A 14,327-nucleotide genomic window follows, 5' to 3' on the forward strand; every position below is an offset into this window, starting at 1 on the left:
AATGCTGCATTTGCAAACAATGAGCTGCATCAAACATATCGGACAGCGAGCATCCCGGACGAGCCGCCTTCCGGCGTGCTGAAGCTGTGGAGCTAAATGCACTGCCCGGGATTTTGACCTCCCGGGCGCGAAATCAGATCTGCACAACCGCCTGCCTGACCCCTACTGCCGGCTCGGCTTCGACCCAGTGACGCTGCGCGTCGAATCGTGAGAGAAAGGGAATGCGCGGGCACATGTTGAACGGGACGACCTGCAAGTCAAGCCACTGAATATGAACTCTCCCGCCGCTCAACGCATGGCGTTGTAGCGGGGGTTTCGCGGGTCACAGGCCTGGACTTGCCACGTTGCCGTGACAGAGGTTTGGGTCTCGCCGCCACGCCCGTCCCAGGCGTGTCCTGCGTGTTGTGCGCGTCGATGAGCACCACCATTGCGCTGTTGCGGTCGCGCGGGGCCGTGTGCCCGCAGTGCGGGCACACATGCACACGCTGCGCCAACGTCTTGGGAACAAGTTCCCAGCACGCCGCGCAGCATTGCGACGGTTTGAGCTGGCGCGTATTGCTCAGATGCAGCCGCGTACCAGCTTCTTCCGCTTTGTACGCGAGCATCGGATGCGCCATGCCGAACGCGGCCGAGAGGATCTCCCGGTTGAGTCCGGCCTTTTGCCGCACGCGACGGCCCGGTGCATCCACCGTGCCCTTCGCGCTGCGGCTCATGGTCTTCGGAGCCAGTTGCTCCGTGGCCAGGACCGCGCATTGCCGCACCATCCTGGTTGTTTCCTTGTGCACGAAGTCCCGGCGCCGATTGCCGATACGCTCGTGCAGCCGGGCGATGCGACGCCCGAGCCGTTTGAAGCGCAACGATCCCTTCTTCTTCCTGGCGCGCTGCCGCTGCAGCGCGGCAAGGCGCGGCAGTTCCTCGCGCAGCCAGCGCGGGTTGCCGATAGTCCGTCCATCATCGAACGTCGCCCAGTCGTTGATCCCGAAATCCACGCCACGCCGCATGTCGCCCGTGCGCTGGCGCGCACAGGCCGCGTCGGGCACGCGCAGCGTCACCGACACGAACCACTGATCGTTCCTGCGCGTGAGCGTGATGTCGTTGGGTTTTGCCTGATCGCCGAAGCGATGCCGGCCGCGCGCCCGAATGGACATCGCCGCATCGCCACTTCCCAAGCGCAGCGTGGCACCACGGCCGCCATGCTGCATGAGCTTCCAGCCAGCCGGATCGGGATAGGTAAAACCCGAGAACCGCTTGGCCGCCTTAAAGCGCCGGAATCCGGGCGTTTGACCAGCTTTGACCCGGCGAAAGAACGACTGGAAGGCGAGATCCAGCCGCCGCAGCGTCTGCTGCAAGGCATGACTGCCGAGCGCGATGAACTCAGGCCGATCCGCCTTGATCTGCGGCAGGACGTTCTGCTGCTCGTAGTAAGAGATGGACTTCCTGGCCTTGTGCCAGGCGTCGATGCGCTCCTCGAGCGCCGCGTTGTACAACTCGCAGTGCAGCCGCGTCCACGCCTCCAGCCGCGCAGCTTGCGCGGCATTGGGATACAGCTTGAGCGTGACTTTGCGCCGTTGCATGCTGGTATTTTATCCAGCCAAAGACCGAACAACAAGCGAAAATCGCCCGCTTGACCCCCTCCTGCCCGGTCGGCTTCGCCTGAGCGACGCTGTGCGTCGGGCCGGGCGAGGAAGGGGAATGCGCGAGCATGTGTTCACTTCAAGCTTTTGGTAGATGTGCCGTTAATCTGGGCGGGACCTGCTGAGACAATCCGGCTACAGGATACACACGTCAGGATGACATCTATCGGCGCTATGACGCGCCCGAAGCGATTTTTTGCCGAGGAGCTTAACCCGATGGCCTCTGTGACGGCACCTTCGGCGACCAATTCAGTAAGCGCTGAACAATGCCATCAGCTTCTTGCTTCGGTGCCCCTTTCGGTTGTCACCAATCTCGCCGCGTCAGGGTTGACGTATACGTTTCTGCGAACGGGGGTTCCCTCTACGGCGCTATTCGGTTGGATTTTCGCTGTGGGTTTGATCCACCTGGCTCGACTCATGGTTTGGGTGCTTCATCGCAGAACTCCGCCTCTGGAATGCAAGACAAGGCTGCATGGCTTGCTGCGAATGGGGTTCGCATTGGCGAGTTCATCCTGGGGAGTCATTCCCCTCTTTTTGCTCCCTGCCAGCAATCTTGGCCAAACATTCGTGGCCTGCGTTCTTGCCGGCATCAGTGGCTCTGCTGTGGCAGGATTAGCGTTTGATGGTTGGGCAGCCTACTTTTACGCGATCCTGACTGGGATGCCCTTAGCGTTCGGGCTGTGGCTCGCGGGTAGCAATACATTCCAAGCCATAGCCGTCTTGACTGTCCTGTACTCAGGCTATCTACTCGTCGTGGCGAAGCGAGGTGAGCGTCAATTTAGGGCACCTCGAAAAACCGCCCGGACGCTGGCATGATGTTGCCTGTGTCGGGGACATGAGGAAGTGGAGATGATCAAGGTCAGTCTGTTCGCGGAGCAAGAGCGTGAGACGAAGCTGGACAAGATCGGCGACGCGCTGGGCAAGCTGTCTGCGCACGTGGACTTTGCGGCGCTGGCCGCGGAGATCGACGAGGCAGCGCCCCGGCCTGGCCGCGAGCGCGGCGGACGGCCGCCGTTTCCGACCGAGTTGATGGTCCGGGCTCTGGTGGTCCAGCAGCTCTACAACCTCAGCGACGAGCAGATGGAGTTCCAGCTTCTGGACAGGCTGAGCTTCCAGCGCTTCGTGGGGCTGAGGCAGAGTTCGCAGGCACCCGACCGCACGACCATCTGGACGTTCAAAGAGCGGCTGATCAAGGCAGGCGCCACCGAGCGGATCTTCGAAGCGGTGAGCCGTCAACTCGACCGCCAGGGCTACATCGCGCGGGGCGGACAGATGATCGACGCGAGCATCGTGCCGGCGCCGAAGCAGAAGCTGACCCGTGACGAGAAGGAGATCGTTCAGCAGGACGCCATGCCGGCCGAGTGGTCGCCTTCGAAGCGCCGGCAGAAGGACGTGCAGGCGCGCTGGACGAAGAAGCATGGCAAGAGCTACTTCGGCTACAAGCTGTCCACGAGCGTGGACAAGCGACACAAGCTGATCCGCCGCGTGCAGGTGAGCACGGCCAGCGAGCACGACACCTTGCACTTCGAGGGCGTGCTCGACGCCGGCAACACCAGCCGCGATGTCTACGCTGACAAGGGCTACGTCGACGGCGAGCGCGAGCAGCGGCTGAAGGCCCAGGGCTGGCGCATGCATATCCAGCGCAAGGGGCAGGCGGGCAAGCCGTTGTCGGACTGCCAGGAGCGACGCAACCGGCGCATTGCCAAGACCCGCGCCCGGGTGGAGCACATCTACGCCAGCCTGGAGCAGATGGGTGGCAAGGCGCTGCGCTCGATCGGCCTGGACCGTGCGACGCTGCATCTGCACTGGAAGGCGGCGACCTACAACCTGCGGCGTCTGTGCACGCTGATGGAGGTCGGTCCGCAGCCCTTCTGACGCCCGAAATGGGCTTGGACCGGTCGAAATCGACCGGATCCAGGCGCCAGAGGGCACAAAGATCCTCGCGCTGCCCTTCGCAGGGCCCGGAACTGGGCTCGATTGCGGCGTCATCAGGGCGATGTCAGCTCAAAAACCGGGTAATTCGAGGTGCCCTTTAGTCATCTTGTCATTTGGCGCGAAGATGCGCTCCAAAACGCACAAAAGCTGCAGCGCCTGGCAGCGTTCAATGCGATGCGCTCCCAAGTCAACATCGTCATTGCAACCGCCGAGAATGAGAACCAGCTGTTTCAGGCAATCTGCGACTTGGCCATTCAATACGGCGGGTTTCAGTTGGCTTGGATTGGGCGCCCCAATGCAACAGGTCGCTTTGAATTTGTTGCGTGCAGCGGCGAAATTGGCTACCTGGACGGACTCTATATCACCACGGATACCACCGTGTCCGAAGGGCGCGGACCGACTCCTCGCACATGGTTCGAGAGTCGAGCCCATTTCAGCGGATCGTTTGGTGCAGCGCCAGCGCTGCAGCCCTGGGTGGAGAAGGCAAAGCGCTTTGGCCTGAATTCAACTGCGACGCTACCCATCCAGCGGCTCGGAAGGACCTCAGAAGTTTTCGTGGTCTACCACAGCGAGATGGATGCCTTTGACGCTGAAATGCGCGGCTTGCTTGAGGATATTGCCGCGGATCTTTCTCGCGGATTAGCCCGGTTGGCGAGCCGCCAACGTGAGTTGAAACTTGGTGCACAACTTGACGCCGCACGGAGGTTCGAACGCAGTCTTTTTCAAAAGAATGCGGCCGGTCTTTATCTGATCGATGCACATCGCAAAATCCTTGATGTCAACCCAGCTCTATGCGCGATGACAGGCTATGAGTCGAGTGAACTGATCGGCTTGACCACGGCCGCACTTCATGTCGATGTGGATGCATACGACGACTGGGAGCACCGGTTCATCGCGTCGATGCAAGGTTCGACCATCGATCATGAAGCCGTGCCCTTCCGACGCAAAGACGGCAGCCGGGGTGCCGCCAAGCTCATGACGGCCTCAGTAGAACTGCCAGACGGATCTCCGGGTGTCCTGGTGAGCGCAATTGACATCTCGGCGCTTCAACAAGCGAATGAGGCCATGAGTTATCAGGCTCGCCACGATGCGTTGACAGGGCTTCTAAACCGGTTCGCGCTCGAATTACTCCTCCCCATCTCCGTAGTACGGGGGCGCCATCAGAACAGTGTTTTCGCAGTCGGCATGATCGACCTTGACGACTTCAAATTCATCAATGACACGTGGGGACACGATGCCGGCGACCGGTTGCTCCAAGACTTCGCAGCGCGGCTGAAGGCGCACACGCGGGGTTCGGACATCGTTGCGCGCCTCGGAGGGGACGAATTTGTCATCGTGACGGAAAACATCGACGAGCTCCAGGCGATTGACCAGCTCCATGACATCTTCGACCTTCTTCATCAATGCGTGGAAACGCCCTTCGAGATCTGCCCCGGCGTCTTTCAGACCATGGGGATGACGATGGGCGTGGCACTTTTCCCACTCGATGCCGAAGACGGGGATGCGCTGCTGCGTCAGGCCGATGCTGCCATGTACCAGGCGAAACTGCATAAACACGACAGAAAGCATTGGTGGCGCATTGGAGGCAATCCCGATTCAGACGCTGACCGTGAAGAAGAACTCGACCCTTACGGCCTCGACGCGGCTTCGCTTCTGGAAAGCATGCAGCCCCAGATCAAGGCGCTGACTGACAAGTTTGTCGACGAGTTTTTCGCGAACCTGAGTCAAACAACAGACCCTTCGAACATCTTGAAGCAGCTCACGAGCACTGAAGCCGACAATTTGCGACGTGTCCAAACCCAGCATTTTCTGTTTCTATTCTCACCAAACACCAGCCAGCAGGAGATCGCAAGGCGTGCCGAACGCCTTGGGACCGTGCACACGTTGGTCGGCGTGACGGCGTCTTTGCTGGTGCAGTCTTTATCGCTGTATCGGAGCCATCTTGGCGATGTCATACGCACCGCGGTGCTGCAATCTCGCCAGCGTTATCGCCTACTTTTCATCGCGGACGTCCGTCTTCAAGACGATCTGCAGGCTCAGTTGGATCAGCAGGCCTCTGTTTTGAGTGCCTACATGGATCCGCTGGCGAGGCCCCTTCCTGCGCCGGGCGCACTCTGGGCTGACATAAGCACCGACGAGATTGACGGGCTTGGCCAGCTTCCGGGCGTGCACGGGGTAATGTTGATGCGCTTGACGTCAAGCGGGGTCTTTGTTGTTGAGCGTAGTGCCGGAGTCAAGAGCCGAGCCATCGCAGCTTTATTGGCAACGCCAGGAATGGAGCCTGTGGTGGATCCTCAATCACCTCGGGGTCACGGGCTCAGCGCCGTCGCATGGCGCAGTGCAGAAATCCAGCGCTCCGCCTCCTATGCAAGCGACGCCCGGTATGCGGCGTGGCACTCCCAGGCCAGTGCGCTGGTTGTCCGCTCGTCACTCAGCATCCCTGTCCGCGATGTTCTCGGCAATACGGTGGCCGTCCTGAGCTTCTTTGGCGCCTATCCAAACCAGTTCGAATCGGCGACGATGCAACAATTCGCGCGCGGTCTGCAGGAGCGCTGGGGCCAAATCTGGTCTCGCTGTTTGGCCATCGCGCCAGTCGTGCGGGAAAAACAGGCTAAAGCGATTCGTGAGCGCCTGTTTTCTGGCGGATTGCAGATGTTCATTCAACCCGTCGTTGACCTCCGGGACGGAAGCGTTCCCAAGGTCGAGGCATTGGCTCGCCTGATACTGGAGGACGGCAAAGTGCTTGCGCCCGCCCAATTTCTGCCGCTGCTAGGCGATACCCAGCTCGATCACCTCTTTCGCATCGGGCTAAGCCAAGCGCTCGATCATTTGGTGTCTTGGGATAGGCAAAATCTACCGCTTAGCGTCGGTGTGAATTTGGCACCCTCAACTCTGCTTGATCCCAATTGCGCCTTCTGGGTTGAAGAAGCGCTGCGCGCCCACGAGATCGCTCCCCATCGGCTCAGCCTGGAACTGTTGGAGACAGAGAGCCTCGACCATACAGCGCAGGATGAGGCCATCGAAAAACTGACCCGCCTTGGCGTCAACCTTGTCATGGACGATCTGGGATCGGGGTACAGCAGCCTGATACGGCTCTCTATGGTTCCGTTCAACGCGATCAAAATTGATCAGAGCCTTGTTCTCGGTTTACGAAAGTCACCGCTGCTGAATCTTTCGATGATTCGGGCCATGGTTCAACTCGGCCATGACCTCGGCCGCGAAGTGATACTCGAAGGCTTGGAGGACACAGGAATGATGGAAGCCGCCTTGATTCTTGGCGCAAATTTTGGTCAAGGCTATGGTTTAGCGCGGCCCATGCAGGCAGAGTCGCTGCCAGGTTGGCTGGCAGCGTTCCGGGCACCCATCGTCGCCCAAAAAGTGCAAACGTATCTGGGAGCGCTAGCTCACCATTGGCTCTATACCCAGTCGGTTTTGGCGGATGTCCATATTCCTCTGCAGACATGTCCGGTCACTGCATTCTTCGAGTCGCGCGGCCTCGCTGATTCAGAACCCGCAGAGTGGCACGTAAGGTGCCATGCAGGCGGAAACATCCATGAAGCAAGCCAAAAATTGACAAACTGGCTGATCGAAAAGGTGCTTGGTGAAGGGGTGAATGCTCCCCCGACTACTCGCTACGCGCTGTAGTCGGGGGATGCGCGGTGAAATTACCTAACGAAGGTGCCACCAGACCGGCCAGACCCGAACCGCTGCCAGGCGACGTGGTAAGTCCAAGTCCGTGACCCATCCCCTCCCCCCGCGACAGCGCCATGCATTGAGCGGCGGGAGATTTCATTGGATCAATCTGCAGATTCCACCCGACACCTCAAATTTTTGCAATGTGTGCCGTTAATCTACCGAAGGCCAAACGCGAGCCTGAAGTAATTGCCGGCAGAAGATTGGCTCCAGTAGGACATCCAAGTTCATTGGAACCAGTGAAAGGACCTGCAGCCACAAACCCGCCCATTGAGATCTAAGAAATCGAAGTCGTGGCCGTGTCTGCAGGCTACATCGCAGCATTGGCGATTCTGCCATGCCCATGAATTTCCCATCTGGCCCGAACACTTTCCCACCATGCGATGCAACGCCCGGGCCCCAAGGAACTACACAAGCTACGCGGCGTGGTCATAGCGGCCAACGCCGCTTTTGCGCTGCTGCTTATCGGGTTATTAGCTTGGCGCTACGGCGCCATCGAGGCGAACACTGGAAAAATGCTCGGCACCCAGTCGGCCTTATGGGCAGACGCGATAAGCCAGCGCTACGCTCGCATCGCGACCGTGTGCGACGCTATGCGGGACAAATTAGACGCCTCTCCTGGTCTGTGGGGCGAGCCCAGTGGGTTGGATCCCTTGATGGCCGGATTCCTGAGGCAAGTTCCTTCCGTCAGCAACATCAAGCTTGTTACTGCCGGTGGGAACATCGTCGCATCCATGCCTGCCCGCGCCAGTGGCACACGCTTTGTGCATGCGCAAGACGGCGCAGGCGCGTTGCCCGCTGGGTTGCAGATTGGCAGACCCAGGCCGGCATCTGGTGGCGGTTTGGTTACGCCGGTACGCTGCACAGTGCCCGGTCCCTCGGCGGGCAAGCAAGGCATTCTGGAGTTCGGCCTGCGCACCCAAGACATCTTGCAATCCATAGGGCGGCGCGAGGATGCCGCGAACGGCGATCGGCCGTCACCGGCCGTAGGGCTCATCCGCAGCGACGGTTACTTGCTCGCACGCTTACCGGCCTTTGGATCCCGCGCCACGAACGACGAATTTACCTTGCCCTCGCGGGGCGTTCTCGCAACGACCCTGGCAGCACATCACGCACATGGGCACGGTATCGTTTTCGGCTGGGTGCCATCGGCAGATGCGCATGACATCATCGCCTGGCAACGTTTGCCCGGCCACAACGTCACAGCCTTTGTCAGCCTGCCGCGCAGCGTCGTCCTCAAGTCCTGGGCGACGCAGGCAGCCCCGACGCTCATCGGCTGGCTGATCCTGCTCGCGGTACAGGCCGTGGGATGGCCCTGGATCACGCGCCTGTATCAGCGTCAGAACCGCATGATGCGCTTTAACGCCGCATTGGCGGCCATGAGTCAATTGGCCGTCCGCGCAGGCAGCGCGGACGCATTGCTGCGGGACGCCTGTCGGATCGCCACCGAGCAGACCGGGGCGCGCCTGGCCTGGATTGGCAGTCCTGATGCACAGGGTCGGTTAACTTTTGATGCGGCACACGGTCTCGTGGACTACCTTGCGGACCTGGACTTGTGCATCCATGCCGAGCAGCCCCAAGGCCGAGGACCGGCAGGACTGGCATGGCGTTCTGGACGCGCTTACTTCGCGCAAAGCTATACGGATCCCATCGCAGCACCGTGGCGTGAGCGAGCGGCCCAGTATGGGTTCGGGGCGCTGACCGTGCTACCGATCTCCACAGCAGGCAAGGTCGCCGCGCTCTTTTGCGCCTATCACCCGACTGGCAACACCCTGGACTCCGATCTGCGATGGCTGCTTGAACAATTGGTGCTCGAGATTGGACGCGGTCTGGACCGGCTGGCGCTACAGGCCGCCGAACGCGTTGAACGCGAGAGCCGCGAACGCCAACAGGAAATTCTGCGCGCCATCTTGGCTGAAATCGAAACGCTCATCGGTGCGCGCAACGACACGGACCTGATGGTCTCAGCGTGTACACGCCTTCTTGAAAGCGGCCTGTTTGCCGCGGCATGGGTCGGATCCCCAAATGAGCAAGGCCATATCCAAGTGCTCGCTGCCGCCGGCAATGGCGCCGAGATTCTTGCCGAGTTTCCACAACTCACGCTTCAGTCAGCTCCCGCTTTGCAACAGGCGCTGCAGACCGACGCACTGAGGCTCGACACTTGCGCGCTGTCGCCCCTTCTCACACCGTGGCAGCCTTACGCGCTGTCTGACTGGACCCAAGCAGCTGCTGTGCTCACGATTCACCGGCATGGCGTCCCATGGTCACTACTGGTCCTTGTGGCACAGAATCGCGATGACCTCGACGATGCCATGCTCGGCATGCTTCGGTGGGTTCCCGAGCTTCTAAGCCGTGCCCTGGCCGAGTTTGACCTCAAGGCGAATCTGCAGTCTGAGCAGTTGCTTCAGGCCCACCTTGCATGGCACGATGCGCTCACCCGGCTGCCGAACCGTGTGGCGCTGGAAGCCCACCTGCCGCTCGCGATGGCGCGCACACGACGCCACGGCACAGTGCTTGCCGTCGGCGTCATCGATATCGATGATTTCAAACGGGTGAACGATCAGTGGGGGCACCCAGCTGGCGACGACCTCTTGCAGCAACTCGGCCAACGGCTGAAGGCTGCGGTGCGCGACAGCGATATGGTGGCACGCCGTGGTGGGGACGAGTTTGTCGTCGTGCTCGAGGGACTCCAGCGAGAGTGCGACCTGCCCATCCTTCTCGAGCGCCTGCACTCCGCAGTGGAGGTGCCTTTTGCCTTGGAGGGCGATACGCTGGCTCAAGTGGGCATGAGTCTGGGCCTTACTCTGTACCCGATCGACGAGTCGGAGCCCGATCTGCTGTTGCGCCACGCCGATGCTGCGCTTTACTCGAGCAAGGCACACAAGGCCGACCGTCCTGCGTGGTGGCTGCGCTGGAGTGAGGGTTGGGGCGAAGACAGCACGACAGCGGCCGCGCCGCATCCCCTGCCCCCCTATGGGGACGAAGTTAGCCGCTTGCTTGCACTGTTGCAGGATGCTGTTGGCCAAACGGCCGAGCAGTTTATCGAACACTTCTACGGCAAACTCGCCTACCCGTCCCAATCTGCGCGCATTGTCCAATCGTTAAGCGAAGACGAACTGACCAGACTCAAACGCCGTCAAACGACTCACTTGCGTTGCATCATGGCACCTGGACTGCGCGAGATCAAACACCGCCAAGCCGCTTCGCGCGTGGGCTTTTGGCATGCGTTGGCCGGCGTTCCCATTGGCTCGGTGGCGAGCAGCCTGGGTTGGTACCTGCAGCAGTTACAGAAACAAATGGCCAAGCATCCTGTGCCAGTACGCGACGGCCAACAGCTCGCCCAGGCCATCTCGGCACGCCTGCAGGTGGAAATCGAGGCCCAGACCCAATCTGCGCACGATCTGCGCGAGCAATACCAGCTTGCCCTCACGAGCCTGGAGCATATGCTGCGCGATGCAACGCAGTGGCCCGATGTGATGCGCGCCGCGCTAAACACCGTGGTTCAGCTTCCGGGCATGAAGGGAACCGCTCTGTACAAGGCCAACTCCGATGGCCGCCTCATGCCCGAGTTCAGCGCTGGCCGATTCGATGCCTACGTGCAAGAACTCATGGCTCGTGACATCGCGCCGCTGGATCTCGACGAACGCAATAGCCTCGGTAACGGACCACAACCCCGTTGTTGGCGTAGCGAGCGCATTGAAACCAACCCAAGTTTCATCACCGATGTGCGCATGGCGCCGTGGCGCGAAGCGGCCGTCGCCGCCGGCATCCGCAGCTCGGCTGCAGTGCCGGTCAAAGACGCGCGCGGGCGCATGCTTGGAGTCTTCGGCTTGTACGGCGGCACCCCGGGGATGTTTGAGCCACCGGATATGCGTCGATTCATGCAGTCGCTGGAATTGCTGTTCGAGCGCGCCTCGCGCTGTTTGCAAACCGGCAGCGGTCGCGTGCCAGGTGTGGAAGATCGCCGGCCTTGGCGCGCCCGCCTGTTCAACGGCGGATTGGACATGTTTGTGCAGCCGATCGTGGACCTGCGTACCGGCCTTCCCGGAAAGGTCGAGACTCTCGCTCGGCTGCGCCTCGAAGATGGCCGTGTCATCACTCCAGACCAGTTCCTGCCCTGGTTTGGCACCGCCGAACTCGTTCGCCTGTTTACTCTCGGGCTGGAGCAAACCCTCAACCACGTCAAGGACTGGGGCAGACAGGGCCTGCGTGTGGACGCGTCAATCAACCTGCCACCAGAAGTGCTGTTGCACCCGGACTGCGTCCAGTGGGTCCGGGAAGGCCTGGAGCAATTTGACATCGAGCCCAATCGACTGCATCTGGAAATCCTCGAAGACGCCGAGTTCCAGGACGGCGAGCGCCGCGATGCGGCAGTGCATGCGCTCGCCGCCCTCGGTGTGCGCCTGGTGATGGACGACCTCGGTTCCGGATACTCCAGCCTTCTTCGCTTGCGCACTCTCCCCTTCCACGTCGTGAAGATTGACCAGGGTCTCATGCGCGAAGCGGGGCGCGATCCGGTGAGGGTCGTACGCTTCATCGGATCACTCGTACGCATGGCGCAAAGCCTCGGGCTTTGCGTCGTGGTGGAAGGCCTGGAAACCCCGGAGCTGGTGGAAGTGGCCGCTGCGCTTGGCGCACAGTTCGGTCAGGGCTACGCCTTCGCGAAGCCGATGCCGGCAGAAGATTTCCCGGACTGGGTAAGTCAGTTCATACCGCGCTTTCACGCAGCATTCGACGTCCTGCGTCCGTGCACCCCTTTGGGCTGTCTGGCCCGTCAGTGGGCTCTTGACGGGAGCGGAGAGCCTCTCGCGCCGCTCCCACGGATCGTTGCGCCGCAATCGACGGTGAGATACCACCACAAGCAATCCCTACAGCATGCACACCGATTGCCACCTCCGGCTAAGCTGGCCGCGCGCAGTGCATGGAGCCGCGACGACGATCGATTGCCTTCAGCATCGAAGGAGGCAGACTCGTCGATCGAACAAGGAATCGCCTTGGCCGAAGAATTTCCTGAAAGGATCTAGCCCTCTACGTGTGGACAACTGCCACGCCTTGAACGGCAGCGGCGTCCAGATGCTGCCGTGCATGCCACAACACCATGATTGCCACGCCTGCGATGCGAATGGGACGATCGATGCACTGGCAAACTCACCGTGCTGGCCCGCTTTGCGCGCAAGCGTGGCAACCCGGTGCTTCTTGAGCCAGCGCTGGCCGTGGCGTCGTCTGCTGCCCTTGGCCGTCCGACGTTGTTCCAGGCGCGTTATGTGCGCGCCGCAGATCCACAAGGCGAGGGCGAGCTCAACAAGTCGCGCGTGCACTCATGGCACACTCGGCAACGAAGCCTCCCCTCGCCTCTTCATGCCTGTCGTTTGCCCTGGCTCTGCCACGGCTGCGCGCGCTCCAAGCGGTGCCGTCCCGCCTGCTTGGCACGCAGCAGAGCCGCATCTGCGCGCTGGTACAAGCTGGAAAACCCCTCGCCCGCGCACCACTGCGCAATGCCGCCGCTAAAGGCAACGCTGATCCGATTGCCGGTGCCGTGATGCAACACGCGCTTGGTGGTCAGCGCATGCAGCAGCCGTTCGACGACGAGCCACGCACGCTCAGTGTCAGCGTCAGGCAGCAAAAGCATGAACTCTTCACCGCCCATGCGGGCAATACTGTCCGTGGGGCGTATCAGGCCTTGTGCCAGCTGCACCAAGGCGCAAAGCACCGCGTCGCCGAGATCGTGGCCGTAAGTGTCGTTGACCTGCTTGAAATGGTCCAAATCAATCAGTGCCACCGACAGCGGCTGATTTTGGCGTTCTGCGCGAGCGGCATCACGAACGAAGGCGATGTCGAGCCCACGGCGGTTGAGTGCGCCGGTGAGCGGGTCTTCCTGAAGCTTGAGGCTTGCCTGTTCAAGTTCGCTCTCCAAGCTCTGGATGCGCTCGTGCGCCTGCGCTGCCTGCCGCTGCACTTCCGCGAGATGGCTTCCAAGTTCACCGCTGCGTTGCTGCATCTGCCAGCCCTGCTCCAGGATGCCCTGCACAATCACGCGAATTTCCTCCCAGTCGCCGCTGCCTTCAAGCCTTCGCAGATCACCCTCAAGCATTTGGTTATAGCTGGCGCTGTGCTCGGCAAATACCACCAGGTTGCGCACGACCAGGCCAATGAGTTCCTTGGCCGTGGCGCGCGCCTCGTCGGCGCTCTTGTGCAGCACGCCCTGCCGAAACAGAACCTGTTTGAGACTTCCCTGCGCCTGCTCGATACGGTGCATGTCGAGCGGCGGGCGCAGAGTGTCCTGGATCGCGGCCATCTGCGCGCCCACCCAGTGGTCCTGGGCCACCAGTTCGCCAAGGTTGTCGAGCATCAGGGCGAAGAGGCCAACGAGCCCATCGCGCACCGCTTCATCCTCCGCGTGCAGACGCTCCCACTGCATCCAAATCTCGCGACTCTCGACTCCGAGCCGGCTCGCCTCAACACTGTCCCCCTCCCATTTTTCGGCAAGGCCAATGAGAGCCTCCGCTCGCAATTTCAGGGCCTCATCGCGGCAGTAAGGCAATACCGCATATCTCAAGCTTTGCAGCCACAATCCATGCCACAACCCGTCAGCACTTTCAAGGCCCGGCGTTGACTCCGACGGGGCTGGCGCATTCCGGCTGGGCAGCGCCGCCCAATGGTCCACAAGTTCTGCCAAGCGTCGACGCAACGCGCCGGTATCGGGTAACGCCTGCGACCCTGGCGCCAAGGCGTGGATCGCCTGGCGTTTCTGCAATTGGGTGAGCCCCGATTGCGAACGTTCCCACTCGGCCACAAGGCTCAGCAACAAGGTGCCCCAAGGCACCTCCTCCGCCTGCGCGGGCTTCCGCGGAGCGTCATCTGCCGAAGTCTTGCCCGACTCTGACTCGGGGGGGCCCGCAGGAGAGCCCTTTTCGAGTTCTGCGTAGATTCGGCTGTAATTCTGCGGTGTTGGCGGCAGGCGCGCCTCGGCCAGGCGCCTGAGTGTGGTGCGTGCGAGCTCTGTGGCAGGCGTTGTCGTTGTTGTTTTTAGCATGTTGTTATTGTGATCTGACTGGCACCCATCAT

The 14,327-nt window shown here is 61.2% G+C and carries 5 protein-coding genes; 3 read left to right on the forward strand and 2 right to left on the reverse strand.

Annotated elements, in window-relative coordinates; translation table 11 throughout:
• Positions 1-257: 257 nt before the first annotated feature.
• A complete protein-coding gene (locus CD04_RS0106070) occupies positions 258-1,574 on the reverse strand; it encodes an RNA-guided endonuclease TnpB family protein (protein ID WP_038167528.1) in 1,317 nt (438 codons plus the stop codon).
• A 909-nt stretch (positions 1,575-2,483) separates the two neighbouring features.
• Here CD04_RS0106070 and CD04_RS0106080 point away from each other — a divergent pair.
• The 3 genes from CD04_RS0106080 to CD04_RS0106090 all read left to right on the forward strand — a co-directional run bounded on the left by CD04_RS0106080 (position 2,484) and on the right by CD04_RS0106090 (position 12,286).
• Entirely contained in the window at positions 2,484-3,509 is a 1,026-nt protein-coding gene (locus CD04_RS0106080) for an IS5 family transposase (RefSeq protein ID WP_031405050.1), read from the forward strand.
• Positions 3,510-3,743: 234 nt separating this feature from the next.
• Complete coding sequence (locus CD04_RS0106085) at positions 3,744-7,214, forward strand: EAL domain-containing protein (RefSeq protein ID WP_231480485.1); 3,471 nt, start codon at positions 3,744-3,746, stop codon at positions 7,212-7,214.
• 431 nt (positions 7,215-7,645) lie between these two features.
• Positions 7,646-12,286: an EAL domain-containing protein gene (locus CD04_RS0106090; protein ID WP_051848978.1), complete on the forward strand. Its 4,641-nt coding sequence runs from the start codon at positions 7,646-7,648 to the stop codon at positions 12,284-12,286.
• A gap of 332 nt (positions 12,287-12,618) precedes the next feature.
• On the opposite strand, the gene CD04_RS0106095 is transcribed toward CD04_RS0106090, so the two are convergent.
• The gene (locus tag CD04_RS0106095) at positions 12,619-14,295 is read right to left on the reverse strand and encodes a GGDEF domain-containing protein (RefSeq protein ID WP_051848979.1); all 1,677 of its coding nucleotides are present in this window, start codon (positions 14,293-14,295) and stop codon (positions 12,619-12,621) included.
• Between the last annotated feature and the right edge of the window lie 32 nt (positions 14,296-14,327).

The organism is Thiomonas sp. FB-Cd (assembly GCF_000733775.1).
In the GTDB taxonomy this organism is placed as follows: domain Bacteria; phylum Pseudomonadota; class Gammaproteobacteria; order Burkholderiales; family Burkholderiaceae_C; genus Thiomonas_A.

Bases quoted from the DNA above. Each gene is read 5' to 3' on its own strand.
- CD04_RS0106070 (WP_038167528.1), bottom strand. From the start codon at position 1,574: ATGCAACGGCGCAAAGTCACGCTCAAGCTGTATCCCAATGCCGCGCAA.
- CD04_RS0106080 (WP_031405050.1), top strand. From the start codon at position 2,484: ATGATCAAGGTCAGTCTGTTCGCGGAGCAAGAGCGTGAGACGAAGCTG.
- CD04_RS0106085 (WP_231480485.1), top strand. From the start codon at position 3,744: ATGCGCTCCCAAGTCAACATCGTCATTGCAACCGCCGAGAATGAGAAC.
- CD04_RS0106090 (WP_051848978.1), top strand. From the start codon at position 7,646: ATGCAACGCCCGGGCCCCAAGGAACTACACAAGCTACGCGGCGTGGTC.
- CD04_RS0106095 (WP_051848979.1), bottom strand. From the start codon at position 14,295: ATGCTAAAAACAACAACGACAACGCCTGCCACAGAGCTCGCACGCACC.